The sequence below is a fragment of the Streptomyces sp. NPDC059524 genome (assembly GCF_042749255.1).
Lineage (GTDB): Bacteria > Actinomycetota > Actinomycetes > Streptomycetales > Streptomycetaceae > Streptomyces > Streptomyces xanthii.
The window spans coordinates 1-15,949 of sequence record NZ_JBHYTK010000058.1 but is presented as its reverse complement, the minus strand read 5'-3'; the positions used below and the strand labels follow the sequence as shown (position 1 = coordinate 15,949).

The window sequence follows — 15,949 nt, the reverse complement described above, 5'->3', positions numbered from 1 at the left end:
CGGCGGCCCGCGCCGAGTCCCGGCGCGGGCCGCTGTGGTTCAGGCGTGACGGTGTCAGTTGTGGCTGTGCAGGACCTCGTTGAGGCCGCCCCACACCGCGTTGTTCGGGCGGGCCTCGACGGCGCCGGTGACCGAGTTGCGGCGGAAGAGGATGTTCGAGGCGCCGGACAGGTCACGGGCCTTGACGATCTCGCCGTCGGGCATGGTGACGCGGGTGCCGGCCGTGACGTACAGGCCGGCCTCCACGACGCACTCGTCGCCGAGCGCGATGCCGACGCCGGCCTCGGCGCCGACGAGGCAGCGCTCGCCGATGGTGATGCGGACGTTGCCGCCGCCGGAGAGGGTGCCCATCGTGGAGGCGCCGCCGCCGATGTCGGAGCCGTCGCCGACGACGACGCCGGCGGAGATGCGGCCCTCGACCATCGAGGTGCCGAGGGTGCCCGCGTTGAAGTTCACGAAGCCCTCGTGCATGACGGTCGTGCCCTCGGCGAGGTGCGCGCCGAGGCGGACGCGGTCGGCGTCGGCGATGCGCACGCCCTTGGGGGCGACGTAGTCGGTCATGCGGGGGAACTTGTCGATGCTGGTCACGGCGAGGTGCAGGCCCTCGGCGCGGGCGTTGAGGCGGACCTTCTCGACGTCGTCGACGGCGACCGGGCCGAGCGAGGTCCAGGCCACGTTGGCCAGCAGGCCGAAGAGGCCGTCGAGGCTCTGGCCGTGCGGCTTGACGAGGCGGTGGCTGAGCAGGTGCAGGCGCAGGTACGCGTCGTGCGCGTCCAGCGGCTTGTCGTCGAGTGAGGAGACGACCGTGCGCACGGCCACGACCTCGACACCGCGGCGGGCGTCGGGCCCGACCGCCTTCGCGGCGCCCTCGCCGAGGAGTTCGACGGCCTGCTCGGCGGTCAGCCGCTCGGTGCCGGCCGGGCCGGGCTCGGCGACCAGCTCGGGAGCGGGGAACCAGGTGTCGAGAACGGTGCCGTCGGTGGTGACGGTGGCGAGGCCTGCGGCGACGGCGCCGGTGGTACGCGTAGCAGTCGTGTCGGTCATGGGCCCAACTTAATCGGCGCGGCCCCGCGGAGGCGAACCGGTGCCCCGCCCGTCTCAGCTGCCGGGCGCACCGGCGGCGCGGGGCGGAATGAGCCGGTCCAGCATCGTGCGCGCGAAGCCCGCGTCGTAGGTCCCGTCGGTCAGCAGGACCTGGAGGCAGATCCCGTCCATGAGGGCGACGAGGGCGCGGGCCGTGACGGGGTCGGTCCGTTCGGCGATGACCTCGGCGAGGCCCGTGCACCACTCGGCGGCGACGGGGCGCAGGGCGGGGCGGCGCAGGGCCGCGAGGTACAGCTCGTACTCGAGCTCGACGCCGACCCGGTCGCCGGCGAGCCAGTCGCCGAGGACGTCGGCGAGTTCCGCGGCGAGGTCGGTGCGCGGGTCCTGGAAGGCGCCGTGCGTGGCGACGACCTTGGCGAAGCCCTCGTTGGCCTGCCGCAGGGCGGCGACGAGCAGCTCGTCGAGGGTGCGGAAGTGGTACGTCGTCGAGCCGAGCGGTACGTCGGCCTCGGCGGCGACGGTGCGGTGGCTGAGCCCGGCGATGCCCTTGGCGCCGACGACCCGGATCGCGGCGTCGATGATCCGCTGGCGGCGCTCGGGGTCGTAGCGGCGGGCCATCAGTGCGCCCCGCCCAGATTGAGCAGCACGACCCCGCCGATGACGAGGGCGATCCCGGCAACCTTCGCCGCGGTCAGGCCCTCGCCGAGGAAGATCATGCCGATCGCGGCGATGACGGCCGTGCCGACGCCGGCCCAGATCGCGTACGCGGTGCCGATCTGGACGGTCTTGAGCGTCTGCGCGAGCAGCGCGAACGCGACGACGTATCCGGTGACGGTGATGAGCGAGGGCCAGAGCCTGCTGAACCCTTCGCTGTACTTCATGGCCGTCGTGGCGGCCACTTCGGCGGCTATCGCGCCGGCGAGCAGTACGTAACCCATGTGTACGAGGGTACACATCGTTGCGTACGCCCGTACACATGATGCGCTGGAAAACGCCGGACGGGCCCGGCTCCCCTCACAGGGAACCGGGCCCGCCCGGAAAGCACGTACACGTACGGATCAGGCGCCGAAGCCGATCAGACGTTGAAGCCGAGCGCGCGCAGCTGCTCGCGGCCCTCGTCGGTGATCTTGTCCGGGCCCCACGGCGGCATCCAGACCCAGTTGATCCGGAGCTCGCTGACGATGCCGTCGGTGGCGGACTTCGCCTGGTCCTCGATGACGTCGGTCAGCGGGCAGGCCGCGGACGTCAGCGTCATGTCGATCGTCGCGATGTTCGCGTCGTCGATGTGGATGCCGTAGATGAGGCCCAGGTTGACCACGTCGATGCCCAGCTCGGGGTCGACGACGTCGTACAGGGCTTCCTTGACCTCCTCCTCGGAGGCCGGCTTCATCTCCACAGCCGTGTTGTCACTCATGCGGTCTTCGCCTCCTCCGCGAAGGCCTGGGCCGTCGCGTCCTTCCACGCCATCCAGCTCAGGAGGGCGCACTTGACCCGGGCGGGGTACTTGGAGACCCCGGCGAACGCGACCGCGTCCTCCAGGAGCTCCTCCATCGTGTCGTCGGGCTCGATCTGCCCCTTGGACTGCATCAGCTCCAGGAAGGTCTCCTGGATCTTCCGCGCGTCCGCGAGCTCCTTGCCGACCAGCAGGTCGTTCAGCACCGAGGCCGAGGCCTGACTGATGGAGCAGCCCTGGCCCTCGTAGCTGACGTCCTCGATGGTCTCGCCCGCGTACTTGACGCGCAGCGTGATCTCGTCGCCACACGTCGGGTTGACATGGTGCACCTCGGCGTCGCCATCCCGAAGACCGCGCCCGTGCGGGTGCTTGTAGTGGTCCAGGATGACTTCCTGGTACATCGAATCCAGCTTCACGTTCCCAGCCAGCCCCTCAGCCGAAGAAGTTCCGTACGTGCTCCAGGCCGTCGACCAGAGCGTCGATCTCGCCGGGCGTGGAGTACAGATAGAACGACGCTCGCGTGGTCGCAGGAATTCCGTACCGCAGGCAGACCGGCCGCGCGCAGTGGTGGCCGACCCGGACCGCGATGCCCTGCTCGTCGAGGACCTGGCCCACGTCGTGCGGGTGGATGTCGCCGAGCGTGAAGGAGATCGCGGCGGCCCGGTCCTCGGCCGTGGCCGGACCGATGATCCGCAGGTCGGGAACCTCCTGCAGCCGCTTCACCGCGTACTCGGTGAGCGCCTGCTCGTGGCGCAGGATCTTGTCCATGCCGATCGAGTTCAGGTAGTCGATCGCCGCGCCCAGGCCGATGGCCTGGGAGATCGGCGGCGTGCCCGCCTCGAACTTGTGCGGCGCCGGCGCGTACGTCGACGAGTGCATCGACACGGTCTCGATCATCTCGCCGCCGCCGAGGAACGGCGGCAGGTCCTCGAGCAGCTCCTGGCGGCCCCAGAGCACGCCGATGCCGGTCGGGCCGCACATCTTGTGGCCGGTGAAGGCCACGAAGTCGGCCTGGAGCGCCTGCACGTCGAGCGGCATGTGCGGCGCGGCCTGCGAGGCGTCGATGAGGACCAGCGCGCCCACCTCCTGGGCGCGGCGCACGATGGCCTCGACCGGGTTGTGGGTGCCCAGGATGTTCGACACGAGCACGAAGGAGACGATCTTCGTCTTCTCGGTGATGACCTCGTCGATGTTGCTCAGGTCGAGACGGCCGTCGTCCGTCAGACCGAACCACTTCAGCTTCGCGCCGGTGCGCTGCGAGAGCAGCTGCCACGGAACGATGTTGGAGTGGTGCTCCATCTCCGTGATCACGATCTCGGTCTCGTGATCGACCTTGTACGGCTCGTCGGCCCAGCCCAGCATGTTGGCGACGAGGTTGAGCGACTCCGAGGCGTTCTTCGTGAAGATGACCTCGTCGCGGCTCGGCGCGTTGATGAACGCGGCGACCTTGTCGCGCGCGCCCTCGTACAGCGCCGTGGCCTCCTCGGCCAGCACGTGCACGCCCCGGTGGACGTTGGCGTTGTGCTGCTCGTAGTACTCGGTCAGGACGTCGAGGACCTGGCGCGGCGTCTGGCTGGTCGCCGCGTTGTCCAGGTACACGAGCTTCTTGCCGTCGTGGAGCACCCGGTCGAGGATCGGGAAGTCCTTGCGGATCGCCTCGGTGTCGAGGAGGCCCGGCAGCTGTGTCACGCGGATACGCCACCCTTCACGTACTTGTCGTAGCCCTCGGCCTCGAGCTGGTCGGCGAGCTCGGCGCCACCGGACTCGACGATGCGGCCGCCCGCGAAGACGTGGACGTGGTCCGGCTTGATGTAGCGCAGGATGCGCGTGTAGTGCGTCACCAGGAGGGTGCCGACCTCGCCGTTCTCACGGACGCGGTTGATGCCCTCGGAGACGATGCGCAGGGCGTCGACGTCGAGGCCGGAGTCGGTCTCGTCGAGGACGGCGATCTTCGGCTTGAGCAGCTCGAGCTGGAGGATCTCGTGGCGCTTCTTCTCACCGCCGGAGAAGCCCTCGTTCACGTTGCGCTCGGCGAAGGAGGGGTCCATCTGGAGACGCTCCATGGCCTCCTTGACCTCCTTCACCCAGGTGCGCAGCTTGGGGGCCTCGCCGCGGATGGCGGTGGCGGAGGTGCGCAGGAAGTTGCTCACCGACACGCCCGGGACCTCGACCGGGTACTGCATGGCGAGGAACAGGCCGGCGCGGGCGCGCTCGTCGACGGACATCTCGAGGACGTCCTCGCCGTCGAGGGTGACGGTGCCGCCGGTGATCGTGTACTTCGGGTGACCCGCGAGGGAGTAGGCGAGGGTCGACTTGCCGGAGCCGTTCGGGCCCATGATGGCGTGCGTCTCGCCCTGCTTCACGGTGAGGTCGACGCCCTTGAGGATCTCCTTCGTGGCGTTGTCGGCCTCGACGGTGACGTGCAGGTCTCGGATTTCAAGCGTTGCCATGGGTGCCTCAGGACTCCTGGGTGAGGGAGACGAGCACGTCGTCCCCTTCGATCTTTACGGGGTATACGGGGACGGGGCGCGTCGCGGGAAGGCCGGACGGCTTGCCGGTGCGGAGGTCGAACGCGGAGCCGTGCAGCCAGCACTCGATCTGGCAGTCCTCCACCTCGCCCTCGGAGAGCGACACGTTCGCGTGCGAGCAGATGTCGTGGATCGCGAACACCTCGCCCTCGGTGCGGACGACCGAGACCGGCGTGCCGTCGAGTTCCACCCGCTTCGGGGTGTCCTCCTCCAGCTCGCTCAGCCCACAGGCGCGTACGAAAGCCATCAGACCGTGGCCTCCAGCTCGGCCTCGATCTTCTCGAGCAGCCGCGCCTCGATGTCGTCGACGCCGATCTGCTGGACCAGCTCGGCGAAGAAGCCGCGCACGACGAGGCGGCGCGCCTCGTCGGCCGGGATGCCGCGGGCCATCAGGTAGAAGAGCTGCTCGTCGTCGAAGCGACCGGTGGCGGAGGCGTGACCGGCGCCTACGATCTCGCCGGTCTCGATCTCCAGGTTCGGCACGGAGTCGACGCGCGCGCCGTCCGTCAGCACCAGGTTCCGGTTCATCTCGTACGTGTCCGTGCCCTCGGCGGCGGCCTCGATGAGGACGTCGCCGATCCACACGGCGTGCGCCTCCTCGCCCTGCAGCGCGCCCTTGTACACGACGTTCGACTTGCAGTGCGGGGTGTTGTGGTCGACCAGGAGGCGGTGCTCCTGGTGCTGGCCGGCGTCGGTGAAGTAGAGGCCGAGCAGCTCGGCCTCGCCGCCGGTGGCCGCGTACTGCACGCGGGGGTGCAGGCGGACGACGTCGCCGCCGAAGGTCACGACGACGGACTTGAAGGAGGCGTCGCGGCCCACGAGCGCGTTGTGCTGCGCGACGTGCACGGCCTTGTCGTCCCAGTCCTGGACGGAGACGACGGTCAGCTTCGCGCCGTCACCGAGCAGGTAGTCGACGTTGGCGGCGAGCACGGCGTCACCGGTGTGGTCGAGGACGACGACGGCCTCGGCGAAGGCGCCCAGCTCGATGACCTGGTGGCCGAAGGCGACACCGCCCTCGCCGTGCACGGCGATGCGGATGGGCTCGGCAAGCACCGTCTCCTTCGGCACGGTGACGACGGAGGCCTGCTCGAAGGCCGAGTAGGCCTGCGCGGCGATCCGGTCGACGGGCGTGCCGGCCTTGCCGACGCGGGCGTCGTCACGGCCGACGGTCTCGACGGTGACACCGGCCGGCGCCTCCACGTCGACCTTGACGCCGGTGCCGGTCGCGACGGCGGTGCCGTCGTGCAGCCCGCGCAGCCGCTCCAGCGGCGTGAACCGCCACTCCTCCTCGCGGCCGTGCGGGACCGGGAAGTCCTGCACGTCGAAGGACGGGGGCGCGCTCATGCGCGTGGCGACGGTCGACTCGGCGGCCACCGCGATGGTTCCGGCGGTGGTCGAACCGGCCGGGATGTTCTGAGCCTCAGCCATGGCTGTCGTAGCGCTCGCTTTCTTACGGGTAAGTGGCTTGACGAGAGACGGCGGCGGGCGTCAGCCCACCGAGCCTTCCATCTGCAGCTCGATCAGCCGGTTGAGCTCGAGCGCGTACTCCATGGGCAGTTCCTTGGCGATCGGCTCGACGAAGCCGCGCACGATCATCGCCATGGCCTCGAACTCGCTCAGGCCGCGGCTCATCAGGTAGAAGAGCTGGTCCTCGGAGACCTTGGAGACCGTCGCCTCGTGACCCATGGACACGTCGTCCTCGCGGACGTCGACGTACGGGTACGTGTCGGAGCGGGAGATGGTGTCGACGAGCAGCGCGTCGCACAGCACGTTCGACTTCGATCCGGCCGCGCCCTCACCGATCTCGACGAGACCGCGGTACGAGGTACGGCCGCCACCGCGGGCCACCGACTTCGACACGATGTTGGACGACGTGTTCGGCGCCATGTGGACCATCTTGGAGCCGGCGTCCTGGTGCTGGCCCTCGCCCGCGAAGGCGATGGACAGCGTCTCGCCCTTGGCGTGCTCGCCCATCAGGTAGACGGCCGGGTACTTCATGGTGACCTTGGAACCGATGTTGCCGTCGATCCACTCCATGGTCGCGCCCTCGTACGCCACGGCGCGCTTGGTGACCAGGTTGTAGACGTTGTTCGACCAGTTCTGGATCGTCGTGTAGCGGCAGCGGGCGCCCTTCTTCACGATGATCTCGACGACCGCGGAGTGCAGCGAGTCCGACTTGTAGATCGGCGCGGTGCAGCCCTCGACGTAGTGGACGTAGGCGTCCTCGTCGACGATGATCAGCGTCCGCTCGAACTGGCCCATGTTCTCCGTGTTGATACGGAAGTAGGCCTGGAGCGGGATCTCGACGTGCACGCCCTTCGGCACGTAGATGAACGAGCCGCCGGACCACACCGCCGTGTTCAGCGCGGCGAACTTGTTGTCGCCGGCCGGGATGACGGTGCCGAAGTACTCCTTGAAGAGCTCCGGGTGCTCCTTGAGGGCGGTGTCGGTGTCGAGGAAGATGACGCCCTGCTCCTCCAGGTCCTCACGGATCTGGTGGTAGACGACCTCGGACTCGTACTGGGCCGCGACACCGGCGACGAGGCGCTGCTTCTCCGCCTCCGGGATGCCGAGCTTGTCGTACGTGTTCTTGATGTCCTCGGGCAGGTCCTCCCAGGACTCCGCCTGCTTCTCCGTCGAGCGCACGAAGTACTTGATGTTGTCGAAGTCGATGCCGGAGAGGTCCGAGCCCCAGTTCGGCATGGGCTTCTTCTCGAAGAGCTTCAGGCCCTTGAGGCGGAGCTTCGTCATCCACTCCGGCTCGGACTTCTTGCCCGAGATGTCCTTGACGACGTCCTCGTTCAGGCCGCGCTTCGCTGCGGCACCGGCCTCGTCGGAGTCCGCCCAGCCGTATTCGTACTTGCCCAGGCCCTCGAGCTCGGGGTGGGCCGTCTCCTCGATGGGGAGAGTCATGCGGGGTTCCTCCCGGCGGTGCTTGCAGATGCGTTGGTGATGGTCTCGGTGGCGCCCTTGGGGATGAACGTCGTGCAGACGCCGTCGCCGTGGGCGATGGTGGCCAGTCGCTGTACGTGTGTGCCGAGCAGTCGGGAGAACATCTCGGTCTCCGCCTCGCAAAGCTGCGGGAACTGCTCCGCCACGTGGGCGACCGGACAGTGGTGCTGGCAGAGCTGCTCGCCGTGTTGCGGGAGGGGCGCGCTGCGCGCAGTGGCAGCGTACCCGTCGGCGCTCAGCGCCCTGGCCAGGGCCTGGGCCCGCTCCTCGGGCTCCACCGCCTCGACGGCCGCCTTGTACGGCGCGGCCTGCGCGGCGATCCGGGCCCGGGCGAACGCGACGACCGCCTCGTCCCCGCCGGCCTGCTCCTGGATCCAGCGCAGGGCGTCGGCGGCGAGCTTGTCGTAGGACTGGTCGAAGGCGTCCCGGCCGCAGTCCGTCAGGGCGAACACCTTGGCGGGGCGGCCGCGGGTGCGCGCGCCGTAGACCCGCTGCTCCTTGGCCTCCACGACGTCGTCGGCGACCAGGGCGTCCAGGTGACGGCGGACGGCGGCCTGGGTGAGGCCGAGGCGTCCGGCGAGGTCGGCGACCGTGGAGGGGCCGTGGTCCAGGATGGACCGCGCGACCCGGTTGCGCGTCGATCGATCGCTACGAAACCCGGTCGCGAACTCCTCGTGCGGGGCTCCCGCAGGAGCCTCCTGAGCCTCGCCGACGTTTTTCACAACGCCATTGTTGCGTAATTCCTCAGAGCCTGACAAGCGGCGTGGTGACGAGCACACGGTGCCGTGCATCACTTAGGTTTGCCTAAGTGGACACGCGGCGTGACCTGCGGAAACGATCTTTGATCGATCAGCCGGGCCGCTCCTGGCCCGAAATCCCCTGGTCCCCGGCGCCGCCCGCGCGCAGACTCCGGATCATGCCCACGCCCCTGCCGACCGGCCCTCTCGTCACCCGCGACTCCCTCGCCGCCGACCTCCGCGCCCTCGGCGTCGAACCCGGCGAGATCCTCCTCGTCCATACATCCCTCTCCCGTCTCGGATACGTCAACGGCGGCTCGGCCACCGTCGTCCAGTCCCTGCTCGACGCGCTCGGCCCCGAGGGCACTCTCGTGGTCCCCGCCCAGTCCGGCCACCTCTCCGACCCGGCCCTCTGGGGCGCCCCACCCGTCCCCGCCGACTGGTGGGAGCCCATCCGCGCGACCATGCCCGCCTACGACCCCCGGACCACCCCGACCCTCGGCGTCGGCGTCGTCCCGGAAGCCGTCCGCACCTGGCCCGGCGCCCTGCGCAGCGCCCACCCGCAGACCTCCTTCGCCGCGCTCGGCGCCCGCGCCGCCGAGATCGTCGAGGGGCACGCCACCGACTGCCGGCTCGGCGACCGCAGCCCCCTCGCCCGGCTCGAGGAACGCGGCGCCCGGGTCCTGCTGCTCGGCGCGGGCTATGACGCGTGCACCAGCTTCCACCTGGCCGAGTACCGCCTCCCCTCGCCCTCGACCGAGGACGCTGGGCGCCCCGGCCCGGCCGGCTGGGAACACGTCACCGAGGTGACCATCTCCAGCGAGCGCTTCGACGAACTCGGCGCCGCCTTCGAGCAGGACTCGCCCCTGGTCACCCGCGGCCGCGTCGGCGCCGCCGAGGCCCGGCTGTTCCCCGTCGACGACGCCGTCGCCTACGCGACGAAGTGGCTCGCCCAGAACCGCCCGGCCACCCCCTGACGGCCCTGTCCGTCGCACCCCTCTCCCCCCGATCTCCCTCCGATCCCGTCCGGTCCCACCCAGTCCCACCCGATCCCTGCCGGTCCCCCTCCGAGCGCCCCAGCGGCGGGGGCCGTCAGCACCGTCCTTAGACTTGGCCACCATGCGAAGCGAGCCTGTCGTCCACCTCACCGGACTGGTGAAGCGGTACGGAAGCAAAACCGCGGTCGACGGCCTCGACCTCACGACGGCCCCCGGCATCACGGCCGTCCTCGGCCCCAACGGCGCCGGCAAGACGACCACCGTCGAGATCTGCGAGGGCTACCGCAGGCCCGACGGCGGCACCGCCCGGGTGCTCGGCCTCGACCCCGTGAAGCAGGCCTCCCAGCTGCGTCCCCGCATCGGCGTGATGCTGCAGTCCGGCGGCGTCTACTCCGGTGCCCGCGCCGACGAGATGCTCCGTCACGTGGCCAAGCTGCACGCCCACCCGCTCGACGTGGACGCCCTGATCGAGCGTCTGGGCCTCGGCAGCTGCGGCCGCACCACCTACCGGCGCCTGTCCGGCGGACAGCAGCAGCGCCTCGCCCTCGCGATGGCCGTCGTCGGCCGACCCGAACTGGTCTTCCTCGACGAACCCACCGCCGGCCTGGACCCCCAGGCCCGCCGCGCGACCTGGGACCTGGTTCGCGACCTGCGGACGGACGGCGTCTCGGTCGTCCTCACCACGCACTACATGGACGAGGCCGAGCAGCTCGCCGACGACGTCGCGATCGTCGACGCCGGCCATGTCATCGCCCAGGGCTCCCCGGAGCAGCTGTGCCGCGGCGGCGCCGAGAACACCCTGCGCTTCTCCGGCCGCCCCGGCCTCGACGTGGCCTCCCTCCTCAAGGCCCTGCCCGCCGACTCCACGGCCGCCGAACTCACCCCGGGCTCCTACCGCGTCTCCGGCAAGGTCGACCCCCAGCTCCTGGCGACGGTCACCTCCTGGTGCGCCCAGCACGGCGTGATGCCCGACAAGATCTCCGTCGAGCGGCACACCCTCGAAGACGTCTTTCTCGAACTGACCGGCAAGGAGCTGCGCGGATGAGCACGACCGATCCGACCTCACCGGCCGGGGGTCCGGGGGTCGCCCCTCGGGAGACACAGCCTCGAACCGACCGGCAAGGAGCTGCGCGGATGAGCGCCGGTACGTACACGCCCGCCCCGGGAGCCGCCCCGCTCCCCCGCATGATCGCCGCGCAGGCCGCGCTCGAGACCAAGATGCTGCTGCGCAACGGCGAACAGCTGCTGCTCACGGTCGTCATCCCCACCCTCCTGCTCGTTCTGTTCTCGTCCGTCGACATCGTCGACACCGGGTCCGGGAAGGCCGTGGACTTCCTGACTCCCGGCATCCTGGCGCTCGCCGTCATGTCGACGGCCTTCACCGGGCAGGCCATCGCGACGGGCTTCGAGCGCCGCTACGGCGTGCTCAAGCGGCTCGGCGCCTCGCCGCTGCCCCGCTGGGCCCTGATGACGGCCAAGACGCTCTCGGTCCTGGTCACCGAGGTGCTCCAGGTCGTCCTGCTCGTCGCCATCGCCTTCGGGCTCGGCTGGTCACCGCACGGCAACCCCTTCGCCGTGCTGCTCCTCCTCGTGCTCGGTACCGCCGCCTTCTCGGGCCTCGGTCTGCTGATGGCCGGCACCCTCAAGGCCGAGGCCACGCTCGCCGCCGCCAACCTGGTCTTCCTGCTGCTGCTCGTCGGCGGCGGTGTCATCGTGCCGCTCGACAAGTTCCCGGACGCCGCCCAGTCGGTGCTCGGCCTGCTGCCGATCTCGGCGCTGTCCGACGGCCTGCGGGACGTCCTCCAGCACGGAGCGGGCATGCCCTGGGCCGACCTGGGGATCCTCGCCGTCTGGGCCGTCGTCGGGCTCGGCGCGGCGGGCCGCTTCTTCCGCTGGGAGTGAGCCGGCCGGCCCGTACCCCCGGGTCGGGCCGCCGGCCGGGAGAACCGAGAGACACCTCACGTCCGGTTCGCACCCCCTCGTGAACAGATGCACAAGGGCGGCGCCTACGATGGGCCCGTGCCAAAGCTGACTCGCGCCGACGCCGCGCAGGCGGTGCGCAACCCGCTCGCCTTCATCGCCGCCCGCTGGACTCCGACCCAGCGGACCGTGCGGCGCGCGACCATGTCCGCCGTCGTCATGACCGTCGTCATCGTCGTGACCGGCGGGGCCGTGCGCCTGACCGGCTCGGGACTCGGCTGTCCGACCTGGCCCAAGTGCACCGACCAGTCGCTGACCGCCACGAGCGAGATGGGCTTCCACGGAGCCATCGAGTTCGGCAACCGCATGCTCACCTATGTGCTGTGCGCCGCGGTCGGCTGGGCCATCATCGCGGCCCGCTCGCAGAAGCCGTGGCGCCGCTCGCTGACCCGTCTGGGCTGGACCCAGTTCTGGATCGTCATGGGCAACGCCGTGCTGGGCGGCATCGTCGTCCTGGTCGGCCTCAACCCGTACACGGTCGCGGCCCACTTCATCCTCACCACCGCCCTCCTCACGGTCGCCGTGCTGATGTGGCAGCGCAGCCGTGAGGGCGACTCCGAGCCGCGTCCGCTGGTCGGCAAGTCGGTCAAGCAGCTGGTCTGGTTCATGATCGCGGCGTCCGGCGCGCTCATCGCCGTCGGCACCGTCGTCACCGGCGCGGGCCCGCACGCGGGCGACTCCAGCGACGTCAAGCGGATGCCGCTGGACTGGGAGACGGTCACCAAGGCGCACGCCGTGCTGGCCTGGATCGTGGTGACGCTGACCTTCGCCCTGTGGTTCGTCCTCAAGGCCGTGGACGCCCCGCGCGGGCCGCTGCACCGCACCCGCGACCTGTTCCTGATCCTGCTGGCCCAGGGTGTCATCGGCTACGTCCAGTACTTCACGGACCTGCCCGAGATCCTCGTCGGCCTGCACATGCTGGGCTCGGCCCTGGTGTGGATCGGCGTCCTGCGCGTCGTCCTCTCCCTGCGCGAGCGCCCCGCCGCGGCGGTGGACCTGCCGGCCCAGGCCGACCCCGAGCTGTCCTCCGTCTGACCCCGGCGCCTCTGATCCCGGCGCCCGGCGCCGCCCCTCAACCGTCGTCGCCATCCGGCCCGCCCTCCGGCCCGCTCTCGAGGACCTCCGTGAGGCGGGCCGCGTAGGCCCGCGGATGCGTCGTGTTCCCGTTGTGCCCGCCCGGGAACTCGCGTGCCGGCGTCCCGCGCAGCCGCGCCAGCTCCAGTGCGCAGTGCCGGTCGAAGACCTCCGGTGCCGTGCGCCGGCCGACCGCCGGCACGATCCGTACCGTCGAGCGGGCGACGGCCTCCACGTCCAGCTCGGCCTGGACGACCGCGGTGAAGTCCTGCTCGATGAAGAAGGCGAAGTCCGTCGCGCGCTGCGGAGTGAGGGGCATCGGCGTGATGTCCGGCTCCGTCTCCTGATGGACGGGGTCTATCCCCAGGACGCGGGCCATCTCCGGGAGGGCCGCCTTCAGTCCTCCGCCGCGGTACACCTGCTGCAGCGCACGCAGTTCACGCACGTGGTGGGGCCTGCGGCCGGCCGGGAGCAGGGCGGGTGACACCGGCTCGTGGGCGACGAGCGTCGCCAGCTGCTCGGGGTGCCGCACCGCGAGGTGCAGGCCGATGGACGCTCCCATGCTGCAGCCCAGCATCAGCGCCGGCCGGTCCGTGAGCTCGGCCAGCAGCCGGTGCGCGTCGTCGGCGTGCTGCCCCATCCGCACGCCACGCCCCGGGGCGGCGATCTCGCTGCGGGACAGGCCCCGGCGGTCGTAGGTCACCACCGTGTACCGGTCGACGAGTCGGTCGACCAGGTCGGCGCTGCGGCCGGCGTCCCCTTCCCCGCTCTGGGCGATCAGCAGGACCGGCCCCCTGCCCCGGACCTCGTAGTACAGCTTGGCTCCGTCGACGGTCAGAAACATCGCATCCCCCTGGCTCCCAGCACATCGGACAGCCGCACCCGGTCACGGCTCCCCTCGACGCCTTCAACATACTCCATCCATTTCGATGCATCAAGACAGATTCATCGAACCAGATCGATCGAGCAAGATGCATTGAGATCGATTCATCTCTCTCGATGTAACATCCCGGCATGAGTCAGCCGCCCCAGCCCCTCACGCCCGTCGAGCTGTTCCTGCTCGGCCGCACGCTGATGAAGATCGGCGAGGAAGCCCTGCCCGAGCCCGCCCTCGGCACCGGCACCGGCAGCCGGACCGGCGGGGGCACCTTCCGCGGCGGCACCCGCGCCGTCCTCGTCGTCCTCAGTGACGTCTACGCGCACGACGACACGACGGTCGGCGCGATCGCCTCGCGCACGGGCCTGCCGCAGAGCCAGGTGTCCGGAGCGGTGGCCCGGCTGAAGGAGAGCGGTTCGATCGAGACCGCGCCCGATCCGGCGGACGGCAGGCGGCAGCTGATCCGGCAGGCCGCGGCCGTCTCCGAGCGCGTCGCGGAGGTCCGCGGCGCCGGGATCGAGGAAGCACTGGCCACGGCGCTCGGCGCGAGCGGCACGGCCAGTGGGGACACGACGGAGGGCAGGAGGGACGCGGACGCCGACGACCGCTTGCGCGAGGTGACCGAGGCGCTCGCCGTGCTGGCCCGGCACCTCACCCCGGAGTCGGTCAGCCGGCTGCGTCCGTAGCGCCGAGCCCGTACACCCGCCGGGCCGTGCCCGCGGAGATCATCCCCGCGACACGATGGGCGTCGGTCGCCGACCACGCCCCGTCGGCCACCCAGCCCCCGAGCACCCGGCCCAGTGCCTCGCGGAACGAGCGGGCGCCCACGACGTGCAGCTCCGGGATGCCCCGGGCCCCGCTGGAGAAGAGCAGCTTGCCGAACGGCGCCAGTTCGAGGATCTCCGCGAGCACACCGGCGGCCCGCGCCCCCGTCCGGGCGAGCGCCGGCCCGAGGTCCGCGTAGACGTGCGGGAAGACCCCGGCCAGATGCGCCGCGTGCCGGTGGTACGGGTAGCCGTGCAGCAGGACGAGGTCGGTGCCGAGCCCGGCCGTGGCCCGTGCGAAGTCGGCCAGGAGCACCGGGTCGGTGCGGTCGATGCGCAGGCCCGCGTCGCCGAGCCCCGCGTGCAGTTGAAGCGGCCGGCCCGTCGCCACGGCGATCCACAGCAGATGGCGCAGCAGTACCGGATCGGTGAGGGGGCCGCCGACCGTGCGGGCGGTGAGCCAGCGCCCCACGGCGCCCCGCACCTCGCCGGGCCCGGGCGGCTGGGGAGCCAGCGCCAGTCCGTGGCGTACGCCCGCGACGGAGGTGAAGGCGACCGCTTCGGCGGCGGCGCCGTGCACCGACTCGGCCAGGTTCGCGAGGAAGGACTCGACGGACCCGGAGGTGTCCGCGACCTGCTCGGCCAACAGTTCGAGGCGGACGATCTCGTGGGCCTCGGCGGCGCCGGTGGAGGCCATCTCGGCGGGTCCGGTGAGGTCGTCGGGCAGGCCGGTGTCGACGAGATAGGTGGTGATGCCGCTGCCGCGCAGCAGTCTGCGGCCCGCCTCCAGGACACCGAGCTCGCGCCGTCTGGCCAGATAGCGGGCGGGCGCGCAGTGGGGTTCGAGACCGAGCAGCGGCGGGCACCAGCGGCGCACCGCGAACCCGGTCTGGGTGTCGAAGAAGGTGGTGCCGGGGGCGGGCGGTCCCTCGCCCCGGGCGAGATGGGCCTCGAACGTGCCGAGGCCCAGTTCCGTACGGAGCACTCCGTGACAGTACTGATCCACCAGGGTCGGCGTTTCGATCATCCGGGGCTCCCCGTATGTGGACCGCGCTTCTCACCGCGCTTCTACAGTCCTAACGGGTGAACGGGCGCCTGGTGTTGCTCGACCACCGGTCGCACACCTGCGCCCATGACCACCGGACGGGGATCAGCCGATCTGCATGCCGGCCATCCGCTTCCACTCGTACGGGCCGGTCTCGACCTTGGCGGCGAAGTCGCCGTCGAAGTCCTCGTGGAGGGTGATCCCGGCCTTCTCGACGGCCTTCTGCGCGACCTCGTAGGTGTCGGCCACCAGGTTGCCCCAGCCGCCGTCGCCGCCGACCAGCGCGATGCGCGTGCCGTGCTCGCCGATGTACGCGAGCTGTCCCTCGGCGCCGCCGTGCGCCTTGGCGAACGCGCCGATCTGCTTGGCCAGCTTGGCCGCCCGGCGCTCGTCCTTCGCCGCCCGACCGGGCGCCTCAACCGCTTGAGTCTCTGCCATGAGCAGGATGCTACCGACGAGTAGCCGAACAAGCGATGGGTGGGGCGCGTGGCTTAGGC

The 15,949-nt window shown here is 70.8% G+C and carries 19 protein-coding genes; 5 read left to right on the top strand and 14 right to left on the bottom strand.

Going from position 1 to position 15,949, the window contains the following annotated elements; genetic code table 11:
- Window positions 1–54 precede the first annotated feature (54 nt).
- The 11 genes from dapD to ACFW9D_RS18215 all read right to left on the bottom strand — a co-directional run bounded on the left by dapD (window position 55) and on the right by ACFW9D_RS18215 (window position 8,699).
- Window positions 55–1,044, bottom strand: coding sequence for a 2,3,4,5-tetrahydropyridine-2,6-dicarboxylate N-succinyltransferase (dapD, locus tag ACFW9D_RS18265; RefSeq protein WP_384623101.1), 990 nt, complete (start codon window positions 1,042–1,044; stop codon window positions 55–57).
- A gap of 54 nt (window positions 1,045–1,098) precedes the next feature.
- Window positions 1,099–1,662, bottom strand: coding sequence for a TetR/AcrR family transcriptional regulator (locus ACFW9D_RS18260; protein ID WP_188339614.1), 564 nt, complete (start codon window positions 1,660–1,662; stop codon window positions 1,099–1,101).
- On the bottom strand, window positions 1,662–1,982 hold the full coding sequence (locus ACFW9D_RS18255) for a multidrug efflux SMR transporter (RefSeq protein WP_188339613.1): 321 nt from the start codon (window positions 1,980–1,982) through the stop codon (window positions 1,662–1,664). The genes ACFW9D_RS18260 and ACFW9D_RS18255 overlap by 1 nt, the downstream gene beginning before the upstream one ends.
- 137 nt (window positions 1,983–2,119) lie before the next feature.
- Window positions 2,120–2,458, bottom strand: a complete 339-nt coding sequence (locus ACFW9D_RS18250; RefSeq protein ID WP_188339612.1) for a metal-sulfur cluster assembly factor — start codon at window positions 2,456–2,458, stop codon at window positions 2,120–2,122.
- Window positions 2,455–2,913 (bottom strand): Fe-S cluster assembly sulfur transfer protein SufU, encoded by a 459-nt coding sequence (gene sufU / locus ACFW9D_RS18245; RefSeq protein WP_188339611.1) that lies wholly within the window; start codon window positions 2,911–2,913, stop codon window positions 2,455–2,457. The genes ACFW9D_RS18250 and sufU overlap by 4 nt, the downstream gene beginning before the upstream one ends.
- 16 nt (window positions 2,914–2,929) lie before the next feature.
- Entirely contained in the window at window positions 2,930–4,186 is a 1,257-nt protein-coding gene (locus tag ACFW9D_RS18240; RefSeq protein ID WP_188339610.1) for a cysteine desulfurase, read from the bottom strand.
- Window positions 4,183–4,947 (bottom strand): Fe-S cluster assembly ATPase SufC, encoded by a 765-nt coding sequence (gene sufC / locus ACFW9D_RS18235; RefSeq protein ID WP_188339609.1) that lies wholly within the window; start codon window positions 4,945–4,947, stop codon window positions 4,183–4,185. Before sufC ends, ACFW9D_RS18240 begins: the two co-directional genes overlap by 4 nt.
- 7 nt (window positions 4,948–4,954) lie before the next feature.
- Window positions 4,955–5,272: a non-heme iron oxygenase ferredoxin subunit gene (locus ACFW9D_RS18230; protein WP_067258562.1), complete on the bottom strand. Its 318-nt coding sequence runs from the start codon at window positions 5,270–5,272 to the stop codon at window positions 4,955–4,957.
- Entirely contained in the window at window positions 5,272–6,453 is a 1,182-nt protein-coding gene (gene sufD, locus ACFW9D_RS18225) for a Fe-S cluster assembly protein SufD (RefSeq protein WP_384623097.1), read from the bottom strand. The genes ACFW9D_RS18230 and sufD overlap by 1 nt, the downstream gene beginning before the upstream one ends.
- Before the next feature lie 60 nt (window positions 6,454–6,513).
- Entirely contained in the window at window positions 6,514–7,938 is a 1,425-nt protein-coding gene (sufB, locus tag ACFW9D_RS18220) for a Fe-S cluster assembly protein SufB (protein ID WP_188339607.1), read from the bottom strand.
- Entirely contained in the window at window positions 7,935–8,699 is a 765-nt protein-coding gene (locus ACFW9D_RS18215; protein WP_384623095.1) for a helix-turn-helix transcriptional regulator, read from the bottom strand. The genes sufB and ACFW9D_RS18215 overlap by 4 nt, the downstream gene beginning before the upstream one ends.
- 194 nt (window positions 8,700–8,893) lie before the next feature.
- Between ACFW9D_RS18215 and ACFW9D_RS18210 the strand changes: the two genes are divergently transcribed.
- The 4 genes from ACFW9D_RS18210 (at window position 8,894) to ACFW9D_RS18195 (ending at window position 12,727) form a co-directional block, all read left to right on the top strand.
- The gene (locus ACFW9D_RS18210; protein ID WP_384623093.1) at window positions 8,894–9,691 is read left to right on the top strand and encodes an aminoglycoside N(3)-acetyltransferase; all 798 of its coding nucleotides are present in this window, start codon (window positions 8,894–8,896) and stop codon (window positions 9,689–9,691) included.
- 142 nt (window positions 9,692–9,833) lie between these two features.
- Complete coding sequence (locus ACFW9D_RS18205) at window positions 9,834–10,757, top strand: ABC transporter ATP-binding protein (protein WP_384623091.1); 924 nt, start codon at window positions 9,834–9,836, stop codon at window positions 10,755–10,757.
- 89 nt (window positions 10,758–10,846) lie between these two features.
- Window positions 10,847–11,614 (top strand): ABC transporter permease, encoded by a 768-nt coding sequence (locus tag ACFW9D_RS18200; protein WP_188339603.1) that lies wholly within the window; start codon window positions 10,847–10,849, stop codon window positions 11,612–11,614.
- Window positions 11,615–11,701: 87 nt separating this feature from the next.
- Window positions 11,702–12,727, top strand: coding sequence for a heme A synthase (locus ACFW9D_RS18195; protein WP_384623089.1), 1,026 nt, complete (start codon window positions 11,702–11,704; stop codon window positions 12,725–12,727).
- A 37-nt stretch (window positions 12,728–12,764) separates the two neighbouring features.
- On the opposite strand, the gene ACFW9D_RS18190 is transcribed toward ACFW9D_RS18195, so the two are convergent.
- Complete coding sequence (locus ACFW9D_RS18190) at window positions 12,765–13,610, bottom strand: alpha/beta fold hydrolase (protein WP_384623087.1); 846 nt, start codon at window positions 13,608–13,610, stop codon at window positions 12,765–12,767.
- Between the two features lie 170 nt (window positions 13,611–13,780).
- Between ACFW9D_RS18190 and ACFW9D_RS18185 the strand changes: the two genes are divergently transcribed.
- The gene (locus ACFW9D_RS18185; protein ID WP_384623085.1) at window positions 13,781–14,329 is read left to right on the top strand and encodes a MarR family transcriptional regulator; all 549 of its coding nucleotides are present in this window, start codon (window positions 13,781–13,783) and stop codon (window positions 14,327–14,329) included.
- On the opposite strand, the gene ACFW9D_RS18180 is transcribed toward ACFW9D_RS18185, so the two are convergent.
- Entirely contained in the window at window positions 14,310–15,434 is a 1,125-nt protein-coding gene (locus ACFW9D_RS18180; protein ID WP_188339599.1) for an amidohydrolase family protein, read from the bottom strand. The genes ACFW9D_RS18185 and ACFW9D_RS18180 overlap by 20 nt on opposite strands.
- Window positions 15,435–15,557: 123 nt before the next feature.
- The gene (locus ACFW9D_RS18175; RefSeq protein WP_188339598.1) at window positions 15,558–15,890 is read right to left on the bottom strand and encodes a hypothetical protein; all 333 of its coding nucleotides are present in this window, start codon (window positions 15,888–15,890) and stop codon (window positions 15,558–15,560) included.
- Window positions 15,891–15,949: the final 59 nt, after the last annotated feature.